The following is a 20,176-nucleotide window of genomic DNA, read 5'->3' as shown; positions in this document are numbered from 1 at the left end:
CCATGGTCCTGTCACCTGCCCGGCTGCGCGTCTCGGATCTGGCCCGGGTCGGCCTGTCCGGGCTGCGGGCGCGTCCGTTGCGGGCCGTGCTCTCCGCGCTGGGGATCGCGATCGGCATCGCGGCGATGACCGCGGTCGTCGGGATCTCGTCCTCCAGCCGTGCCGACCTGGACCGCGCGCTGGCGGCGCTCGGCACGAACCTGCTGACCGTCGGGCCGGGCAACACGATGTTCGGCGAAAGCGCGACCCTGCCCGACGAGTCGGTCTCGATGATCTCCCGGATCGGCCCGGTGTACGCGGTCGCGGCGATCGGGGCGGTCTCCGACACGGGGGTGTACCGCACGGACCGGATCCCGTCGGCGCAGACCGGCGGCATCTCGGTGGCGGCGGCCCAGCCGGGCCTGCTGTCGACCGTCGGCGCCTCGGTGGCGTCGGGGAGCTGGCTGAACGCGGCGACCGCACGCTACCCGGCGGTGGTGCTTGGCGCGACTGCGGCGCGGCGGCTCGGCTCGGTGCCGTCGGTCTACCTGGGCGGGCGCTGGTTCACGGTGGTCGGGGTGCTGAACCCGGTGCCGCTGGCGCCGGAGCTGGACTCGGCCGCGCTGGTGGGCTGGCCCTCGGCCGCGGAGTACCTGGACTTCGACGGCCATCCGACGACCGTCTACACGCGATCGGCGGACGCGCAGGTCAGCGCGGTGCGGGGGGTCCTGGCGGCGACGGCCAACCCGTCGAACCCCAACGAGGTCAAGGTCTCCCGGCCGTCGGACGCGCTGGAGGCTCGGCGGGCGACGGACCGGACCTTCACCCAGCTGCTGCTTGGGCTGGGCGCGGTCGCGTTGCTGGTGGGGGGCATCGGGGTGGCCAACACCATGGTGATCTCCGTCCTGGAGCGGCGGGCCGAGATCGGACTGCGCCGGTCGCTGGGGGCGACGCGGGGGCAGATCCGGGTGCAGTTCGTGTCGGAGTCGATGCTGTTGTCGCTGGCCGGCGGGGCTGCGGGAGTGCTGATCGGATTCGTGGTCACGGCGTTCTACGCCTCGACGCAGACCTGGCCGACCGTGGTGCCGCTGTGGGCCCTGTGCGGCGGGGTCGGCGCGACCGTGGTGATCGGGGCGGTGGCCGGTTGGTATCCGGCCGTCCGCGCGGCCCGACTGGCGCCCACGGAGGCGCTCGCCTCCGCATGACCCGGCGACGGACCTGGGCGTGCAACAGCCGCCCAGGTCCGTGTGGCCGGGGTTTACTGTCGGCCCGTGATGGTGGCAGAGATTCGCCGATACCCGGTCAAGTCGATGCTCGGCGAGGTGGTCACCGGCGCCGAGGTGGACAGCCGCGGCGTGGTCGGCGACCGCCTGTGGGCGGTGCGTGACCCGGACGGAAAGCTCGGCAGTGGCAAGAACACCCGCCGGTTCCGGCGGATGCCGGGCCTGTTCCGGTTCCGCGCGTACGCCGCGGAGCCGGCACCGATCGTCGAAATGCCCGACGGCCGCCGCTTCGCCGCCGACGATCCGGCCGGGCACCGGGCGGTCGGCGAGGCGCTCGGCCGGCCGGTGACCCTCGTACCGGAGGGAACGGTCGCGCATCACGACGAGGGCCCGGTCAGCCTCATCACCACCGCGGCCCTGCGCCGGCTCACCGAGCTCAGCGGCGCCGAGCCGGGCGGCGGGTGCGTCGACCCGCAGCGGTTCCGGGCGAATCTCCTGATCGACGTTCCCGGCAGCGGCTTCCCCGAGGACGGCTGGCCGGGGCGCCGGCTGCGGGTCGGCCCGCAGGTCGTCCTGCGGCCGGTCCGCCCGCTCACCCGGTGCGCGATGATCGACATGGCGCAGGACCGGGCCGGCGAGCGGAACGACCTGCTCAAGGCCGTCGCCGAGCACCACGACCTGACCTTCGGCGGGTACGCCACCGTGGAGCGCGCGGGCCGGATCGCCGTCGGCGATCGGTGCTGGTGGACGTGAGACCGGGGATAGGATCCGGATCATGCCGCTGCTGTTCTCCTATGGAACCCTGCGCGACCCGGCCGTGCAGAAGGCCAACTTCGGCAGGGAGCTCGCTGGTCGCGACGATCGGATCCTCGGCTTCCGGCTCGGCCTGATCGAAATAGCCGATCCGGGGGTCGTCGCCGTCAGCGGCCGGACGCACCACCCGATCCTGCTCGCCGGCGACCGGGCGGACACGGTCGAGGGCGCGGTGTTCGAGGTGACCGACGACGAGCTTCTGCTGGCCGACGAGTACGAGGTCGACGACTATCGCCGCGTCGAGGCAGCCCTGGCATCGGGCGACACCGCGTGGGTGTACGTCGGGGCGCAACAGCCTCGGTGACGCGGTGCGGGTCAGCCGGGCTCCGCGCGCGGACGCGCGATCAACATTCCGCCGGTCACCGTCTCGTCGGGATGGTGCGGCGTCGACCCGTCGCCGGCGAAGAAGCCGAGCAGCCAGCCGGTGTCCGTCATGGCGCCAGACCCTAGCGCAGGACACCATGGAGCACGGATGCCCCGGAGGGATCGCAAATGATCGAGCAGTACGTGTTGGATCTTCATGAGGAGGGCGAGCGGCAGGTCGCGCTCGTCGGCGGCAAGGGCGCGCACCTGGGGGAGCTGTCGCGGATCGACGGCATCCGCGTGCCGGCGGGCTTCTGCGTGACGACGCATGCCTTCCGGCGGATCATGGCGGAGGCGCCGTCGATCGACGATCTACTGGATCGGCTGTCGCGCCTGAACCCGGACGCCCGGGACGCGATCCGCACGCTCAGCGCGGAGATCCGTCAGACGCTCGAGGGGGTCGCCATCCCCGACGACCTGGCGGCGGCGGTCACCGGCGCGCTCGCACGGCTCGGCGGGCAGGCGGCATACGCCGTCCGATCCAGCGCGACGGCGGAGGACCTGCCGACGGCTTCCTTCGCGGGCCAGCAGGACACGTACCTGAACGTCAGGGGCCCGGCGGCGATCCTCCGGCACGTCGGCCGGTGCTGGGCGTCGCTGTTCACCGAGCGGGCCGTGACCTACCGCCTGCGCAACGGCTTCGACCACCGGAAGGTCCACATGGCCGTCGTTGTGCAGCGGATGGTCTTCCCGCAGGCGGCCGGCGTCCTCTTCACGGCCGACCCCGTCACGGGCAACCGGAAGGTCGCCGCCGTGGACGCCGGCTTCGGCCTCGGCGAGGCCCTGGTCTCCGGCCTGGTGAACCCGGACGTCTTCAAGGTGCGCGACGGCGAGGTCGTCGCCAAGGCGATCGCCACCAAGCGGCTCGCCGTGCAGGCCCTGCCGGCGGGCGGAACGCGGGAAGTGGCGATCGAGCCGGAGCGGCAGGCGCAGCCGGCGCTGACGGATACGCAGGTCGTGCGGCTCGTGCAGCTCGGGCGGCGGGTCGAAGCGCACTTCGGCCGCCCGCAGGACATCGAATGGTGCCTGGTCGACGACGGCTTCCAGATCGTGCAGAGCCGGCCGATCACCACGCTGTTCCCCGTTCCCGAGACCGGCGACCAGGAGAACCACGTCTACCTCTCCGTCGGCCACCAGCAGATGATGACCGACCCCATGAAACCCCTGGGCCTCTCCATGTGGCAGCTGACGGCCATGGCGCCGATGCACGAGGCCGGCGGGAGGCTGTTCGTCGACGCCACCATGCGCCTGGCCTCGCCGGCGAGCCGTGCCGCCTTCCTGGACGTCGCGGGAAGGGCCGATCCGCTGATCAGGGACGCGCTGGAGACCGTCCTCGACCGCGGCGACTTCATCCCGACGCTCCCCGACGGGGCTCCCGGCGGCGGTCCCGGCGGGCCACCGGTCCGCGGCGCGTCCGCCCCGATCGGTACCGATCCGGCCATCGTCACCGAGCTGATCGAGCGCGGCAGGACCTCGACGGCCGCCCTGCGGCGCGACATCCGGACGAAGACCGGACCGGCGCTGTTCGACTTCCTGCTGGAGGCCATCCAGGAGCACAAGCGGGTCCTCGGCGATCCGCTGAGCATGCAGGCGATCATGGCGGGGATGGAAGCCACCTGGTGGCTCAACGACCAGCTGCGGGAATGGCTGGGCGAGAAGAACGCGGCCGACACGCTCACGCTGTCCGCACCCGGCAACGTCACCTCTGAGATGGGGCTGGCACTGCTCGACGTCGCGGACGTGATCCGCCCGCATCCGGAGGTGGTGGCGTTCCTGCAGGGGGTCGAGGACGAGGGCTTCCTGGACGAACTGCCGAAGCTCGCGGGCGGGACCGAAGCTCGCGACGCCATCGAGGCCTACCTCGACCGGTACGGCATGCGCTGCGTCGGCGAGATCGACATCACCAGGCCGCGCTGGAGCGAACGCCCCACGACGCTCGTGCCGCTGATCCTCGACAACATCAAGCTCTTCGAGCCGGGTGCCGCCGAGCGGCGCTTCGAGCAGGGGCGGCAGGCGGCGCGGCAGAAGGAACAGGACGTGCTGGAACGCCTGCGGGCCCTGCCGGACGGCGAGCGGAAGGCCGACGAGACCAAACGGATGATCGACCGGGTACGGACCTTCATCGGCTACCGGGAGTACCCGAAGTACAACATCATCAGCCGCTACTTCGTCTACAAGCAGGCCCTGCTGGAGGAGGCCGAGCGCCTCGTGCGGGCCGGCGTGCTTCCCGAGCGGGAGGACGCCTTCTACCTCACGTTCCAGGAGTTCCACGACGTCGTGCGCACCAACCGGCTGGACGACCGGCTCATCCAGCGGCGCAAGGACGCGTTCCGGTCGTACCAGGCGCTCACGCCACCCCGGGTGCTCACGTCCGACGGCGAGGCCGTCACCGGGGCGTACCGGCGCGACGACGTGCCGGCCGGCGCCCTGGTCGGCCTGCCGGTCTCCGCCGGAACCGTCGAGGGCCGGGCCCGCGTCATCGTCGACATCGCGGAGGCCGACCTCGAGGCCGGCGACATCCTGGTCACCACCTACACGGACCCCAGCTGGTCGCCCCTGTTCGTCGCGATCACGGGTCTGGTGACGGAGGTGGGCGGCCAGATGACCCACGGCGCGGTGATCGCCCGGGAGTACGGCCTGCCGGCCGTCGTCGGCGTGGTGGATGCGACCCGGCTGATCACCGACGGGCAGCGGATCCGCGTGCACGGAACCGACGGGTACGTCGAGCTCCTGCCGTGACGGTGCCGCCGGTCAGCGGTTCCGGCGGTACCGCAGGTTGATGCTCCCGCTGCCGGAAGTGGAGCTGGAGACCAGGTCGAGCCGGTAGGAACCGGGGACGCCGTCGAACAGCCGGGTGCCCTCGCCCGCGACGTAGGAGAACAGGCTCAGGTGGAGCTCGTCGATCAGGTCGAGCCGCATGAGCGACCGCCACAGGCTGACGCCGCCCCAGACCACGATGTAGCCGTCCCCGCCCAGCCTGAGCTTGTCGATCTCTTCTGTCGTGTCGCCGGCGGCGATGGCGGTGTTGGCCCAGTCGGCCGTCTTCAGGGTCCGGGAGAAGACGACCTTGCGACCGGCGGTCAGGATGTCGGCGAAAGGATGGTCGGTGGCCGTTGTCGTCATGGCCTCGGCGATGCTCTCGTAGGCGGTGCGGCCCATGACGTGCGCGTACGCGCCCTGGAGGAACCCGAGTTGCGACGGGTTGCTGGGATCGCGGTTCTCGGGCTGGTCGAAGCAGAACTTCCAGAACTCGGTGCCCTCGTCGGCGAGAAGGCCGTCGAGCGAGTAGTTGAACACCGTCGCTATCAGCTTCCGCATGATCGGAACCCCTTGGTCTCGGTCTGGGCCTTTCATCCTGACCAGGATCGCGAATCTTGTCACCGATACCGGCGCCCGGCTTCGCGCCGGACGCCGGTACCGGTCCGGTCAGACCCGGCCGAGGTGGCGCGACAGGAACGTGTCGTCCAGGCCGACCCACCGGACGGTGCGGTGGTCGCCCGGGTTCGCGTGCAACGTCTTCTCCGCGGAGGCGAACGCGTCGAACAACGCGAGCCCGGACGAACGGTCGGCGTGCTCGTCGTCCCACGGCAGCAGGAACTGGACCGGTACGGTGATCTGTCGCGCGGCGGTGATCACCGGTTCGTCCACAAAGAACCCGCCGCCGAAGATCGCGGCGGTGATCCGGGGCTCGACCGCGGTCAGCCGTACCCCGATCGCCGTGCCCATCGAGATGCCCCCGCCGTAGCCGACCGGCGCGTCCGGGCCGATCTGCGGCAGCGCCTGCAGGGCGTCCAGCGTCGCCCGCCACTCAGCTACGGCCTGTTCCGCGAGCGAGGCCGTGAAGCGGACGCTGGCCGCGGCGAACCGCGGGGTGTCCCGCGCCGTCACGGCCTGCCGGATCTCCGTACGGGCCCGCTCGTCCTCGTCCTCGTCCGTGCGCGGGCGGTCGCCGTGTCCCGGCGCGTCGATCGCGACGACGTTGAACCCCCAGGCGGCCGCGGCGTGCAGGGCGCGGGCCCGGAGCCCCGGCGCCTTCTTGTGCATGCCGCCGTTGTGCCCCACGAGCACGATCGGGGCGTGATCGGCGCCGGATGCGGGTGCCCAGAGCACACCCGGGATCTCGCCCACGAGGAAGTCGCGCTCGACGACACCGTCGGACGAGGACTCGGCGGTGAAACGTACAGAATGCATGGTTTGGTGCCTTTCGGGAGTGCCATCCTGATGGGCGCTCCCGGCGACGGTCGGTCAGTCGCCCGTCCGTGACGGGAGGGAGCACCACGTGCGAACTGCGTTCACGGGTCTCACCTCCTCGGCCGGGTCACGGATCTGCCGGGACGCTATCAACCCGGCCCCACCGCCGGCCAGTCAAATAACCGGTCGCCAGAAGTGTCGCGGCACCCTCCCCCTCGTTAGCACCGATATGCCGATGTATCCCCGTCGTCGCAGCTCAGCATCGCGGCGGCTGTGGATTCTCGCCGCCATCCTCTCCGTCGTCTCGGCCGGCACTGCGGCGATGACCTGGTCGGGGTTCGATCTCCCGGACGCCGTCAACCTGGAGAACGCCGACCAGGTGTCGAGTGTCGTGTCCGCGATACTCGCCGCCATCGCCGCCGGCGGCGCATGGTGGCAATCCGCCGCGGCCAGGAGGTCGCGCGGCGCACAGGACACCGAACCGGCCGAGGCATTGATCTGGGACATACCTCCGCCGGTCCGGACGTTCGTGCACCGCGACGGGGACATCCGGCTCATCGACGCCGCGATGCGCCGCCTCGGCGAAGCCGGGATGCGCGCCGTCGTGGCGCTCGTCGGACCTCCCGGCATCGGTAAGAGCCAGCTGGCGGCGGCCTATGCCCACCAGCACGGCGACGACGCCGTCATCGCGTGGCGAGTGGACGCGTCGACCGAGGAGAGCCTGAGGTTCGGCCTGGCACGGCTCGCCGAACAGCTGGGCATCGAGGAAACGGACGACGCGAAGGCAGCCTCGAGGGCAGTGGCCATGCTGTCCGGGCGGCGACGATGGCTTCTCCTCTTCGACAACGCCGGCGGTCCGGACGTCCTGCGACCGTTCATCCCGAAGCGCGGCGGTCGGGCCCTGGTGACGTCCCGCAATCCGGCCTGGGACTCCGCCGCGGAAGCGATCGAGCTGGCACCCTTCGGACAGCGCGAAGCGGCCCAGTTCCTGATGACCCGGGCCAACGACCCGAACGGCCGCCCCGCCGCCACGACGCTGGCCCGGGAGATGGCCGGGCTCCCGCTCGCCCTGGAGCAGGTCGGCGCCTACTGCCGGACCGTCGGCATCAGCCTGGGCCGCTACCTGGAGCGCTACCGCCGAGAACTGCTGCTCGGCGAGGGAGCGCCCGGCGACTACGCAAGCGGCGCGGTCACCGCCACCGTTGCCCTTGCGGTAGAACTGGCGATCGAACGCCATCCGGCGGCCGGCGCACTGCTGATGGTCTATTCATTCGTGGCACCGGTCGCCATCCCGCGCGATCTGCCCTTGCTGAAACCAGAAATCCTGCCCCAGGAGTTGGCTCAAGCCACCCGGAACAGCAAGGACTTCGACGAGCTGGTCAAGATCCTGCTCGAGACCTCGCTGATCGCCATCGACGGGCCGGAAACCCTCCGGGTTCATCAGCTGGTCCAGCGAATCATCCGGAATCAGGCCTATCTTCGGCCGGTGGGCGCACCCGCGCCCGACCCGGAACAAGCCGAGGCGCGAACCGCCGTTGAGCGTGGCAACGAGGTGCTCCGATGGGGACTCGTCGTGGGTGACCTGGTGGCAACCGGCCTACGGTACGGGCTCGAGGTGCTCGACAGCCGGCACGGTCCGCGGCACCAGCGCGTCGACGTCCGCTCGATCATGTCCCTCATGGCGGCTCTCACGTTCCAGCTGATGCACCAGAGCGAGATCATGGCCGACCAGCACGGCTACATGGCCGATCTTCATCAGCACGAGATCGAGAGCCAGGCCAATTGAGCCCGTAGCGGGGTCTCGAGCCTGCGACCGACGGATTGGAAGGGGCCATGACGTTCAGCCTCAGTGTTGTTGTCGTTCGCTGCGGATGCGGGCGCGTTCACGGCATTGAGCGGCCAGGATGTCGGGATGGCGGGCGTTGGCATTGCGCCAGCGCAGGTGTCGGTGTAGGTGGCCGGTCAGCGCGGGGTGATTCGGGTGATGGGAACCGGCGATCACGAAGGTGCGTAGCGGCCCGAACTGGGCCTCGATCGGGTTGGCCCAGGAGCCGTAGGTCGGGGTGAAACACAACTCGACCTTGTTCCGGGCGCGTGCGGTCGAGCCTCAGCAGGTCAGTGTGATCCGGGCGAAGCGGGCACGGAACGGGGTGGGCTTCGCACCGAACTGGGCCCGGTTGAGTACGGACACGCCGACCCGCACGGCCTGCGGCAGTGTCGTCATCGAGACGGTGGCCAGATCGGAGAACTCGGACGTGTCGAGGGAGCGCCAGGAGCCGGTGATGGTGTCGCCCGTCCGAGTCATTCGCAGAACGAGCCGGGCGGCCGCGGTCTCGATCGGGTTCTGGTTGGGCAGCGGCCCGTGCACCCGCGTGTGCTTGCCACCGTCCTTGTACTCGAAGCCCACTGTCCCGGTCTTGCCGAAGGCACGCTCGATCCGCACGTAGCTGTTCGGGCCGTTCCACAGCAGCAGCCCGGCGCCCTGGTAGAACACGGACGGGGTCACCTCCAACGTGGTCTCCAGGACGAAGTCGCCGGTGGCCGGGCGCAGCAGCATCGGCGCCGTCATGTAGGAGGTGAAGATGTCCGCACCGTCCGGGGCGTCCATTTCGGCCATCCCGCCGCTCACGATGATCGACGCGTCTGCCCGGGTGCGTTCCCAGGCGGGGTCCACCGTGGTGCCGACGAAGTCTTCGTCGAACCCGCAGGCCGGGGCGCTGGCGGTCGGCGACGGGGCGGCGGCCGGGTGGTCGTCGGCGCGCAGCAGCCGTACGGCGATCGGCACGCTGGCGGCGATCAGCAGGACGGCGGCGGCCGCGACCAGGATGCGGATGCGACGCCGGCCGCGGCCGGGAGCATCGGACGGTGGCTCGCCCGCCGCGGCGGGCGGGGCCGGGGAGAGGGGCTTGGCCGGAGCCGTCCCGCGGGGCGGCGTCACCTGCGGGAGCGCCGGAGCCGGCGCCGTCCCACGCGGGGTCGTCGCGGCCTGCGGCGTCCCATGCGGAGGCGTCGGGGCCTGCGGCGTCCCGTGCGGCGGCGTCGGAGCCGGCGCCGTCCAGCGCGGGGGCGACGAAGTCGGCGGCGTCACGCTTGGGGTCGTCGGGGCCTGCGGCGTCCCGTGCGGCGGCGTCACGGCCGGCGCCGTCCCACGCGGGGTCGTCGGGGCCTGCGGCGTCCCGTGCGGCGGCGTCACGGCCGGCGCCGTCCCACGCGGGGTCGTCGGGGCCTGCGGCGTCCCATGCGGAGGCGTCGGGGCCTGCGGCGTCCCGTGCGGCGGCGTCGGAGCCGGCGCCGTCCAGCGCGGGGGCGACGCCGCCGGCGGCGTCACCTGCGGCGCCGGCTGGGCTGGCGGCGTACCGCGCGGGGGCGGCTGAGCCTGCGGGGCGGGGAGCGGCAGCAGCTGGGTCAGCGGCTCGGCGATCCGCAGCGGCACGGTCGGCGGCTCGCCGAGCCGCAGCGGCATGGTCGCCGGCTCGGGCGACGATGGCGTTGGCGGCGGGGAGGTGCGCGGCGCCGGTGCGGGCGCGGCCGCCCGGGCCGCGGCCGGCGGCACGGGCAGCAGCGCCGGGACGTGGGCGGTGAGCCGGGCGGCGCCCAGCGCAATGCTGTGCTCCGGGTTGGGGTCGACCACGACCGGCCGGCCGAACGCCTCGCCGACCAGCGCGCCGGCCAGCGGGATCCGCGACGACCCGCCGGCCAGCAGGACCGCGCGCAGCCGCTCCGGGGCGACGTCGGCCGAGCGCAGCGCGCGGCCCAGCGAGCGCACCGTCTCCTGCAGCGCCGGCTCGATCATCGCCTCGAACTCGTGCCGGGTCAGCCGCACCCGGGTGTGCAGGCCGGGCAGCGCCACCCGGATCATCACCTCGGTGTCGTAGGAGAGCGCCTCCTTGGCGTCCACGCAGTCGCGCCGCAGCTGGGTGAGCGCCGGCACCAGGTCGGGGTCGTCACCGGTCAGCCGGTCGGCCGGCAGGATCTGGGTCACGTGCTCGAAGACGGCCTCGTCGAAGTCGGACCCGCCCAGCTGCTCGATCCCGTCCGGCGTGCCGAGCAGCTCGAACCCGTCGGCGGTGCGGCGCAGCACGGCCGCGTCGAAGGTGCCGCCGCCCAGGTCGTAGACGGCCACCACGTCGCCGTCGTCCATGTGCTCGCCCGCCGCATACGAGGCCGCGGCCGCCTCGGGCTCGCTGCGCAGCACCACCCGCGGCGCGTCGGCCAGGCGGGCGGCCTGTTCCAGCAGGTCGCGCTTGAACGGACCCCAGTTCGCCGGGCAGGTGAGCACCAGTGAGCCGGGCGGGCCCTGCTCGTTGGTCGTGGCGACCGCCAGGACGTGCTCCAGCTGGCGGGCGAGCAGCGCGTGTGCCGGATAGGGCGAGCCGCCGATCAGCAGCGGCACCGGGTCGCCGACCCGCCGCTTGAACTCGCGGGCCAGCCGGCCCGGTTCCTGCTCGCCGTGGCGCACGGCCGGCTCGCCGACCAGCACCGGCCCGCCGGCCGGGAGGAAGATCACCGACGGGATCTCGGGACGTCGGCCGCCGAGCCGGAGCACCTCCACGCCGCTGCCGCGCCGCACTGCCGCCGCGGTCCAGGTGGTACCGAGGTCCACGCCCAGCCCGTACACCGGCCTCCTCCCGTTCGCGCGCCCGTGTGGGCCGGCAACCAGCATCGGCCGCGGCACCGGCACCGACAAGGCCGCAGGCGACGGATGCACCAAAGGCTGCACCGCCGCACATCATTTTGACGATAGTCGATGTGTTGCCGCCGGATATGTCACGGGTCAGTCATGCTGTTGCAAACTCGGTGCAATCGATACCGACTAATGCGACCGGAGGTGTCATGCGGCACACGCCACGACTGTCCAGGTTGGCCGGCTGCTGCGCGGCGGCCGTCCTCGCCGTCGTCCGCCTCGGCGGCCGGGAGTGCGCCGGGTACGGGCGTTAGACCGGCCCGCTGAGAGCGCCGTACGGCCCAGATTCCGACACCGTCGGCGCGGGTGATGGCCGCATACAGCACAGCGGCTCTCAGTGGGCCGTACCAGCCGTACCGGGGGTGAGCTGTGGAAACTCCGGCTCGGTACGGCCATGAGTCGCACCACGCGAGCCTCTGGAAGATCGATGATCAATGCCTTGACCTCGGCGCGCCCGGCAGGATTCGAACCTGCGACCGACGGATTAGAAGTCCGTTGCTCTATCCGCTGAGCTACGAGCGCCTGACCAGCCCACATGGTGGGCTGGCCTGCACATACTAGAGTTTTGCCGCCGCCCGGTCGAGCGGGATGTCAGTGAGTCGCCACGCCCGCTTTGTCCTCCGGCGCGGGCGGAACCGAGACCTCCGGCGTGCCCTGCGGCGGTACGAACGCGTCCACCCATCTGCCCAGCTCGCGGAAGACCTCGGTGCGGACGTCCTTGCCGGACAGGGTGAGGTCGTGCACCCCGCCGTCGAATCGGGCGATCGTCACCCGTGGTCCCAGGCACGGAGCCCAGCGCACGATGTGTTCCACGTCCAGGACCGCATCGGAGACCCGGACCTCCTCGGTCCAGCCGCGGCCCCGGAAGGTCCGCGTCGAGCAGGCGACGAGCACGGGTGCGTCGATGGCCAGCCCGGCGCGCAGGCGGGCCTGGCCGCGCCGGATCGCTTCGAGCCATCCCGCGCGTACGGGAAAGCCGTTCAGCGGCTTCCATGCGAGGTCGTACGTCCACTCACCACGGTAGTCGCTGTGCAGACTCTGTCCGTACAGGCCGAGACTGCCCACGGGCAGCGTCCGGTAGGGCTTGCGGCCGGCCCGGCCGACGATCTTCATCAGTGGCCTGCGTAGCAGCCACGGCACGTTGAAGTCGAAGAACGGGCTGTTCAGGAACAGGCCGTCGACGAGGCCCTGGCCGCTCCTCGAGTGCGCCCACAGCGACGTGACCAGGCCTCCGGTGGAGTGCCCGGCGACCAGCAGCTGGTCGTGGCCGTCCTCCTCGCGGATGATCCGGACCGCCTCGTCCAGCTCCGGGTAGTAGTCGGTGAGGCTGCGGCAGAAGTTCGGCGTCTGGTGCTCGAGCAGGCTGCGGCCGTACTTGCGCAGATCGAGCGCGTAGAAGTCCCAGCCCCGTTCGACGAAGAAGTCGGCGAGGTGGGTCTGGAAGAAGTAATCCACGAATCCGTGTACGTAGAGCACCGCGCGGCGCGACGGGGTGTCCCCGCGGCGGCGGACGAGGGTCGCGATGACTGCACCCTCGTCGTCGGTGCCCAGGTCGATGGTGTGTCGCTCGTACGGCAGGCCTAGGACGTCGGTCTCCACGCCGTTAGGTTACCCACGCGTAGGGTTCTTGGCGCTATAGCAGAGCCCACCGATCTTGAGCCGTTTTCCACATTCTGCCGCCGTCCACAGGCCGGAGAAGCTTTCGAAGCGGACATCGGGGCATTCACTGCACGCTGCTTCCCAGATTCCCCACGTCGAAGGAGAAGCAGTGTTCGAGACAAACGTCGTAGTCGTCGGAAATGTCCTGACCGCGCCGGAGTGGCGCCGCACCGCCAGCACCAACGCCCTGGTCGCCAACTTCCGGGTGGCGTCGACCGCCCGGCGGATGGACCGGGAGAGCGGCCGCTGGGTCGACGGCAACCAATTCCGCGTACGGGTCAACTGCTGGCGCCGCCTCGCCGAGGGCGTGGCGTCCTCGGTCACGGTCGGCGACCCGGTCGTCGTGGCGGGACGCCTCTTCACCCGCGACTGGACCGACGCCGACGGCAACCTGCGCACCACTTACGAGATGGAGGCGGTGTCGGTCGGCCACGACCTGGCCCGCGGCCGCGGCCGCTTCCTGCGCAATAAGCCCGCCGCGACGAGCACGGTGGAGACGGCGGAGGCGGAGGGCCAGATCCGCGGCGAGTCGGCGGCGCTGGTCTCCGAGGAGGAGGCCCCGACCGTGTACGGCGACGGAGTCCTCGACGGCGACGAGCCGACGTTCGAGGACGTCCCGCCACTCGCCGCGCTGCGCGGCGGCACCCTCGAGCCGTTCGACGTCGACATGGCGATGCCGCAGGTGGAGGAGCCCGGATCTTCGGGCGAGCCCGGCCCGTCGGCGGAGCCCGGTTCCTCGGCGGAGCCCGGCGTCTCCGGGGAGCCTGATCCGTCGGGGGAGCCCGGTCCTTCCGGCGAGCCCGAGGCGGAGACCGCGGGCGAGGGCGGCGGCCGTCGCGCCGGCCGGAGCCGTGGCGGCCGGCGGCAGCCCGTGCCCGCCTGATGTCTCCTGAGCTGCCGCCGCTGCGGGACCGACATTCCCCCGTGGGTTGCGCAGCGGCGGCGCCGGACCGGCCCTCCCTTCCACCCACCCGGCCGACACCCCGACGCGCGGCGCCGACCTCCGCGGCCGCCACCGCACGGGAGTTCGGGCGGTGCGCACCGGTCCCGGTGCGGATGGCCGAGGGCCGGCCGGCCGATGGGCCTCGCCGGGGGCGAGCGCGAGGTCCATCGGTCCGGCGGGTGGCTGCCCGGTGGGTGGCACCGCCCGCCCAGCCCCCTGCCGCGCGGCGCTGACCGCCGCCGGCGGCCCGGCCGTCGTCGTTCGACGGCGGCCGGGCCCTGAGCCGCGGCGGCGGAAGGTCCCCGTCTTCCGCCGCCGCTCTCCGACCCGGTCGATCAGGCGCCCTGGGGTGAGCGCCGCGAACGACCGGCCCGGCGGGTGGGTGTTCGGTGGTCGGCACCCACCCGCCACCCGGGCCGCCCGGCCCGCGCCGAGGGCGCTCCCCGAAACCCCGCCCGAGAGGCGCATCCGCCCGGCAAGGCGGAACGCGCCCGCACGGGCCGGGCGGCATCGGCCGGCCGCCGTCCCAGTCGCCTGGGCGGCGGCCGGCGCGGGGGTCCGCGCCCGAAGGGGGTCAGGAGGCGGGCGGACCGGACGGGCGGGGAAGGGCTTACTAGGGTGAGTGAGTGGGAGGAACTGGGCGAATGCGGATCTCGAGGCCGGATGCCAGCGCTGCCGACGCCGTCGGCCTGCTCGCGGGCTATGCCCTGGACGCGGTGTTCGGTGACCCGCGGCGCCTGCACCCGGTGGCCGGCTTCGGCCGGGCCGCCGGCGCGCTGGAACGTCGCCTCTACTCGCCGAGGCGCCGCGCCGGAGCGGCGTTCACCGCCGTGGCGGTCGGCGTCCCGGTCGCGGCCGGGCTTGCCGCCGCCGCGGTGACCCGGCGGCGGCCCGCGGCCCGCGCCGCGCTGGTCGCCGCCGCGACCTGGACCGTCCTCGGCGGCCGCACGCTGCGTCGCGAGTCCGCCGTGATGGCCGGGCACCTCGAGCGTGCCGACCTGCCCGCGGCGCGGGACCGGCTCAGTCACCTCTGCGGCCGCGATCCCTCGACCCTCGACGAGCCCGAACTCGCCCGCGCCACCGTCGAATCGGTCGCCGAGAACACCTCCGACGCGGTCGTCGCGCCGCTGCTCTGGGGTGGGCTGCTCGGCCTGCCCGGGCTGCTCGGCTACCGGGCCGCCAACACCCTCGACGCGATGGTCGGCCACCGGTCCGCGCGGTACGCCCGGTTCGGCACCGCGTCGGCGCGCCTCGACGACGTGCTCAACCTGCTGCCCTCCCGGCTCACCGGGTTGCTCACGATCGCCGCCGCACCGCTGGCGCGGGGTGGCAGCGCCGAGGCACTGCGGGTGTGGCGCCGGGACCGCAACGACCACCCCAGCCCCAACGCGGGGCAGTGCGAGTCCGCGATGGCCGGCGCGCTCGGCGTGCGGCTGGGCGGGCGCAACGTCTACTTCGGACGTACCGAGACCCGGCCGCTGCTGGGCGACGGACCGCGACCGTCCGCCGGCGACCTGCGCCGCGCGGCCCGGATCTCCGGAGCCGTCGGCGCCGGCGCCGCGGTGCTCGCCGCGGGCGTCGCGCTGGTCCGGTCCGGCCTGGTGCGCCGATGAGCGGCGGGCTGCTGGTCGCGGGGACCACCTCGGACGCGGGCAAGAGCGTGCTCACCGCCGGGATCTGCCGCTGGCTGCACCGCCGCGGCGTCAAGGTCGCCCCGTTCAAGGCGCAGAACATGTCCAACAACTCCGTCGTCGTGGTCGGCGCCGACGGGCGCGGCGGCGAGATCGGCCGTGCGCAGGCCATGCAGGCCGCCGCGTGCGGGATCGCGCCGGACATCCGCTTCAACCCGGTGCTGCTGAAGCCCGGCAGCGACTACTCCAGCCAGGTCGTGCTGCTCGGCCAGGCCGTCGACACCGTGACCGCGGGCAACTACCGTTCCCTGCGGCCGCGCCTCGCCGAAGCCGCACACGCGACGCTGGCGCAGTTGCGCGACGAGTACGACGCGGTGATCTGCGAGGGTGCCGGCAGCCCCGCGGAGATCAACCTGCGGGACGGGGACTTCGTCAACATGGGCCTGGCCCGGCACGCCGGCCTGCCGGCGATCGTGGTCGGTGACATCGATCGTGGCGGGGTCTTCGCCGCGCTGTTCGGCACGGTCGCGCTGCTCAGCCCCGAGGACCAGGCGTTGATCAGCGGGTTCGTCATCAACAAGTTCCGCGGCGACCTGGGCCTGTTGCAGCCGGGTCTCGACATGATCACAGCCTCCACCGGGCGGCCCGTGCACGGCGTGCTGCCCTTCAACCTGGACGTGTGGCTGGACGCCGAGGACTCCCTGGCGTACGGGCGGGTGCTCGGCCGGCCCGCCGCGCCGCGCGGCACCGAGTGGTTGCGGGTCGCCGTCGTGCGCCTGCCGCGCATCTCGAACGCCACGGACGCCGAAGCCCTCGCCACCGAGCCGGGCGTACAGGTTCGCCTGACCATCGAGCCCGCCGAGATCGCCGACGCGGACCTGGTCGTGCTGCCCGGTTCCAAGGCCACGGTCAGCGATCTGGCCTGGCTGCGCGAGACCGGCCTCGACGACGCGATCCGCGTACACGCCGCGGCGGGCAAGCCGCTCGTCGGGATCTGCGGTGGCTTCCAGATGCTCGCCGGCACCATCCACGACGACGTCGAGAGCCGCCGCGGCACCGTTCCCGGCCTCGGCCTGCTGCCGGTCGACATCACGTTCGGCGAGCGGAAGACGCTGGCCCGGTCGCGGGGCACGGCCTGGGGGCAGGTCCCGGTGAGCGGCTACGAGATCCACCACGGGTACGTCTCGGCGGGCGACCCCGACCCGCTGCTGAGGTACACGGACGGCACACCGGAGGGCGCGGTCGCCGGAGCGGTCTGCGGCACGCACTGGCACGGCGCCTTCGAGTCGGACGGGTTCCGCCGCCGGTTCCTGTCCGAGGCCGCCCGGCAGGCGGGCCGGTCCGGCTTCGTGGTCGCGCCGGACACCCGCTTCGCGCAGGTGCGCGAACGCGCGCTCGACGTGCTCGGCGACCTGGTGGAGGAGCACCTCGACACGGACGCGCTCTGGCGTCTCATCGAAGCGGGGCCGCCGAAGAACCTCCCCTTCATCCCGCCGGGCGCCCCCGCCGACGGGGGAGCCTTCGCGCACCGGCGCGTCCCCACCGGCGAGGGCCCCGGGACCGCCGGATGAGTGCCGAGACCTATGCGGCCCTGGCCGCGCGGATTCTCGCCACCGAGCCCCGGCTCGGTCCCGTACGGCTCGTCGCCGTCGACGGGCCCAGCGGGGCGGGCAAGAGCCGGTTCGCCGGGCGGCTGGCCAAGGTCGCCGACATCCCTGTCGTGCACACCGACGACCTGCTCGACGGCTGGGACGACCAGTTCAGCTTCTGGGGGCGGCTCGAGGAACAGGTGCTCGATCCGCTGCGGCACGGCCGGTCCGCCACCTACCGCCGCTACCTCTGGCACCGAGGGGAGTTCGGCGGAGACCCGGTCACCGTCGAGCCCGCTCCGGCCGTACTGCTGGAGGGGGTGACCGCCGCGCGGCGGGTGATCCGGCCGGAGCTTTCGTACTCCGTTCTGGTCACCGCGCCGCCGGAACTGCGGTGGCGACGTGCCATCGCACGCGACGGACGCGACGATGTTGCGTTCCGGGCGTACCTTGAGCGCTGGCGCGCAAACGAGGACGAGCACTTCGAGTCGGACGCGACCGCGGCGCATGTGGATCTTCTGGTCGACGGCGCCGCGGAGGACACCGACGATCGGTACGAACGGCTCGCGCCGGCGCCGGCGGACTGAACCATGATCAGCCGTGAGAGCGGCGGAACGGGGACGGACGATGACGACCGACGACAACCGCCCGACGCGGCGCCGGATCACGCTGACGGGCATCAGCTCGCGGGCGTGGGAGCACCCCGCCGACCGCGGGGCTCTCACCGCGCTGCGCGAGCTTCGTGGCTTCGACGACATCGTGAAGGCGTTCTTCGGCATGTGGAACGAGCGCGGCTTCCGCCTGTCGTTCCTGGCCGGGGCCATTCGCGTCGACCACCGGCAGTACCCGCGCGTCTACCAGCGCTTCACCGAGGCGGCGGCGACACTCGACGTGGCCGAGCTGCCCGAGCTCTACGTGGAACAGTCGCCGATGATCAACGGTCAGGCGATCGGCATGGACAAGCCGTTCATCGTCATCACCACCGGCGCCGTCGAGAAGCTCGACGACGAGGAGCTGCGCGCGCTGCTCGGCCACGAGATCGGCCACGTTCGCAGTGGCCACGCCGTCTACAAGACGATCATGATGATCCTCACCCGGTGGGCCGCGAGCATCAGCTGGATGCCGGTCGGCGCCATCACGCTCCGGGCGATCATCGTGGCGATGTACGAGTGGTGGCGCAAGGCCGAGCTCTCCGCCGACCGGGCCGGCCTGCTCGCCGGCCAGGACCCGGCCGCCTCGCTGCGGCTGCTGATGAAGCTCGCAGGCGGCGGCGATCTCTCGCAGATCGACACGACCGCGTTCCTGGAGCAGGCGGCCGAGTACGAAGGCGGCGGCGACCTGCGAGACAGCATCCACAAGCTGGGGATGACCGCGTGGAGCACCCACCCGGTGCCGGTGGCGCGGGCCAGCGAGCTGCGCAAGTGGATCGACGCCGGCGACTACGGCCGGATCCTCGAGGGCGACTACCCGCGCCGGGACTCCGACGGCAACGCCTCGGTCACCGAGGACGTCAAGGCCGCCGCGGACTCGTACCGGCAGACCTTCAACAACTCGCAGGACCCGCTCGTCAGCCTGCTCCGCAAGCTCGGTGGCGGCGCCGCCGACATGGCCGGATCCGCCGCCCGCGGCGCCCGCGACTGGGCCGGCCGGGGCCGCGGCAGCGAGGGTGACCCACCGCCGGCAAGCTGAGTTGTCCACAGCCATCGAGGTGAGCCCGCGGCGCTCCGCCCCACCGGCTTAGGATCGCCTCATGACCCTGACAGAAGACGAACTGCGCGCCGCGATCGCGCGGGAGCTGCCCGGCGTCCGTGCCGACCTCGAGCGGTTGGTCCGAATCCCCGGGATCGCGTTCGACGGCTTCGACCACTCGCACGTCGAGCGGTCCGCCGAGGCCGTCGCCGAGCTGCTGCGCGGCTGCGGCCTCGAGGTGCAGATCGTCCGAGGCTCGGGTCAGCCGGCCGTCATCGGCCGCCGGGCCGCCCCCGCGGGCGCCCCGACCGTCCTGCTCTACGCGCACCACGACGTCCAGCCGGCCGGCGACCCCGCGCTGTGGACCAGCGACCCGTTCGAGCCGGTCGAGCGCGACGGACGGCTCTACGGCCGGGGCGCCGCCGACGACAAGGCCGGCGTGATGGCCCACGTCGCGGCGCTGCGGGCGTTCGGTGACCGGTTGCCGGTCGGCGTCGTGCTGTTCGTGGAGGGCGAGGAGGAGTACGGCTCCGAGTCGCTCGACGAGCTGCTCCAGACACACCGGGAGACGCTGCGCTCCGATGTCATCGTCATCGCGGACTCCGGCAACTGGGACATCGGCGTGCCGGCCCTGACCACCTCGCTGCGTGGGCTGGTCAACTGCTTCGTCGAGGTCAGCACCATCGGCAACGCCGTGCACAGCGGCATGTTCGGCGGCCCGGTCCCCGACGCGCTCACCGTCCTGTCGCGGCTCATCGCCACCCTGCACGACGAGAACGGCGAGGTCGCCATCGACGGCCTGGTCGGCCGGGAGAACGCCACCGTCGACTACCCGGAGGACCGGTTCCGCCACGAGGCCGGGATCCTCGACGGGGTCAAACTGATCGGCGAGGGCCGGCTCACCGACCGGATCTGGTCCAAGCCGGCGGTCGCGGTGCTCGGCATCGACGCCCCGAGGACCGATGAGGCCCCCAACGCCCTGGTGCCCAGGGCGAAGGCCAAGCTGAGCGTGCGGCTGGCGCCCGGCGACGACTGGCACTCGGCGTACGCGGCGATCCGCGCCCACCTCGAGAAGTTCGTGCCGTGGGGTGCGCACGTCGAGGTGACGCTGGAGAGCGGCGGAGCGCCCTGCGTGATCGATGCGGTCGGCCCGGCCTACGACGCCGCGCGGTCCGCGTTCCGCGACGCGTGGGACGGCGTGGCACCGGTCGACATGGGAGTCGGCGGCTCGATCCCGTTCATCGCCACCTTCCAGGAGCTCTTCCCCGAGGCGGCGATCCTGGTGACCGGCGTCGAGGACCCGCACGCGGCCGCGCACGGCCCCAACGAGAGCCTGCATCTCGGCGAGTTCGCCCGGGTCTGCCTCGCCGAGGCGCTGCTCCTGCGCAATGTGGCCGCGCTGGGCAAGTGAC

General features: G+C 72.5%; 15 protein-coding genes, 1 tRNA gene and 1 pseudogene. 11 read left to right on the top strand and 6 right to left on the bottom strand.

Annotated features, from left to right (window positions below):
• Positions 1 to 2 precede the first annotated feature (2 nt).
• From AB0B58_RS27970 to rph, 4 genes are all read left to right on the top strand, one after another.
• Positions 3 to 1,184 carry an ABC transporter permease gene (locus AB0B58_RS27970; RefSeq protein ID WP_360229534.1) on the top strand — a complete coding sequence of 394 codons (1,182 nt, stop codon included), beginning with the start codon at positions 3 to 5 and terminating at the stop codon, positions 1,182 to 1,184.
• A gap of 66 nt (positions 1,185 to 1,250) precedes the next feature.
• On the top strand, positions 1,251 to 1,955 hold the full coding sequence (locus tag AB0B58_RS27965) for an MOSC domain-containing protein (RefSeq protein WP_360229532.1): 705 nt from the start codon (positions 1,251 to 1,253) through the stop codon (positions 1,953 to 1,955).
• A 22-nt stretch (positions 1,956 to 1,977) separates the two neighbouring features.
• Positions 1,978 to 2,319 carry a gamma-glutamylcyclotransferase family protein gene (locus AB0B58_RS27960; RefSeq protein ID WP_360229530.1) on the top strand — a complete coding sequence of 114 codons (342 nt, stop codon included), beginning with the start codon at positions 1,978 to 1,980 and terminating at the stop codon, positions 2,317 to 2,319.
• A 188-nt stretch (positions 2,320 to 2,507) separates the two neighbouring features.
• Positions 2,508 to 5,117, top strand: coding sequence for a rifamycin-inactivating phosphotransferase (rph, locus tag AB0B58_RS27955; protein WP_360229528.1), 2,610 nt, complete (start codon positions 2,508 to 2,510; stop codon positions 5,115 to 5,117).
• Between the two features lie 12 nt (positions 5,118 to 5,129).
• Here the strand turns inward: rph and AB0B58_RS27950 are convergent, their stop codons facing one another.
• Both AB0B58_RS27950 and AB0B58_RS27945 read right to left on the bottom strand, forming a co-directional pair.
• Positions 5,130 to 5,696: a dihydrofolate reductase family protein gene (locus AB0B58_RS27950; protein WP_360229526.1), complete on the bottom strand. Its 567-nt coding sequence runs from the start codon at positions 5,694 to 5,696 to the stop codon at positions 5,130 to 5,132.
• Positions 5,697 to 5,804: 108 nt separating this feature from the next.
• Positions 5,805 to 6,569: an alpha/beta hydrolase gene (locus tag AB0B58_RS27945; RefSeq protein WP_360229524.1), complete on the bottom strand. Its 765-nt coding sequence runs from the start codon at positions 6,567 to 6,569 to the stop codon at positions 5,805 to 5,807.
• 88 nt (positions 6,570 to 6,657) lie between these two features.
• Here AB0B58_RS27945 and AB0B58_RS27940 point away from each other — a divergent pair, with 88 nt between their 5' ends.
• Positions 6,658 to 8,355: an NB-ARC domain-containing protein gene (locus AB0B58_RS27940; protein ID WP_360229522.1), complete on the top strand. Its 1,698-nt coding sequence runs from the start codon at positions 6,658 to 6,660 to the stop codon at positions 8,353 to 8,355.
• Between the two features lie 60 nt (positions 8,356 to 8,415).
• Here the strand turns inward: AB0B58_RS27940 and AB0B58_RS27935 are convergent.
• The 4 genes and pseudogenes from AB0B58_RS27935 to AB0B58_RS27920 form a co-directional block, all read right to left on the bottom strand.
• Positions 8,416 to 8,661 (bottom strand): annotated as a pseudogene (locus tag AB0B58_RS27935) (hypothetical protein); the annotation flags it as partial.
• A 15-nt stretch (positions 8,662 to 8,676) separates the two neighbouring features.
• Positions 8,677 to 11,187, bottom strand: coding sequence for an Hsp70 family protein (locus tag AB0B58_RS27930; RefSeq protein ID WP_360229521.1), 2,511 nt, complete (start codon positions 11,185 to 11,187; stop codon positions 8,677 to 8,679).
• Between the two features lie 515 nt (positions 11,188 to 11,702).
• Positions 11,703 to 11,775: transfer RNA gene (locus AB0B58_RS27925), tRNA-Arg, on the bottom strand.
• A 69-nt stretch (positions 11,776 to 11,844) separates the two neighbouring features.
• Entirely contained in the window at positions 11,845 to 12,852 is a 1,008-nt protein-coding gene (locus tag AB0B58_RS27920; protein WP_360229519.1) for an alpha/beta hydrolase, read from the bottom strand.
• Positions 12,853 to 13,021: 169 nt separating this feature from the next.
• Between AB0B58_RS27920 and ssb the strand changes: the two genes are divergently transcribed.
• The 6 genes from ssb to AB0B58_RS27890 all read left to right on the top strand — a co-directional run bounded on the left by ssb (position 13,022) and on the right by AB0B58_RS27890 (position 20,175).
• Complete coding sequence (ssb, locus tag AB0B58_RS27915) at positions 13,022 to 13,795, top strand: single-stranded DNA-binding protein (RefSeq protein WP_360229517.1); 774 nt, start codon at positions 13,022 to 13,024, stop codon at positions 13,793 to 13,795.
• Positions 13,796 to 14,499: 704 nt separating this feature from the next.
• Positions 14,500 to 15,468: a cobalamin biosynthesis protein gene (locus AB0B58_RS27910; protein ID WP_360229515.1), complete on the top strand. Its 969-nt coding sequence runs from the start codon at positions 14,500 to 14,502 to the stop codon at positions 15,466 to 15,468.
• On the top strand, positions 15,465 to 17,057 hold the full coding sequence (locus tag AB0B58_RS27905; protein ID WP_360229513.1) for a cobyric acid synthase: 1,593 nt from the start codon (positions 15,465 to 15,467) through the stop codon (positions 17,055 to 17,057). Before AB0B58_RS27910 ends, AB0B58_RS27905 begins: the two co-directional genes overlap by 4 nt.
• Positions 17,054 to 17,662 carry a hypothetical protein gene (locus tag AB0B58_RS27900; protein ID WP_360229511.1) on the top strand — a complete coding sequence of 203 codons (609 nt, stop codon included), beginning with the start codon at positions 17,054 to 17,056 and terminating at the stop codon, positions 17,660 to 17,662. The genes AB0B58_RS27905 and AB0B58_RS27900 overlap by 4 nt, the downstream gene beginning before the upstream one ends.
• 40 nt (positions 17,663 to 17,702) lie before the next feature.
• Positions 17,703 to 18,764 (top strand): M48 family metallopeptidase, encoded by a 1,062-nt coding sequence (locus AB0B58_RS27895; protein WP_360229509.1) that lies wholly within the window; start codon positions 17,703 to 17,705, stop codon positions 18,762 to 18,764.
• A gap of 61 nt (positions 18,765 to 18,825) precedes the next feature.
• Positions 18,826 to 20,175, top strand: a complete 1,350-nt coding sequence (locus AB0B58_RS27890; protein ID WP_360229507.1) for a dipeptidase — start codon at positions 18,826 to 18,828, stop codon at positions 20,173 to 20,175.
• The last annotated feature ends 1 nt before the right edge of the window (position 20,176 follow it).

The organism is Actinoplanes sp. NPDC049118, assembly GCF_040648555.1.
GTDB lineage: Bacteria > Actinomycetota > Actinomycetes > Mycobacteriales > Micromonosporaceae > Actinoplanes.
Note: the sequence above shows the minus strand (reverse complement) of the source record. Positions and strands in the feature narration are given on the sequence as shown.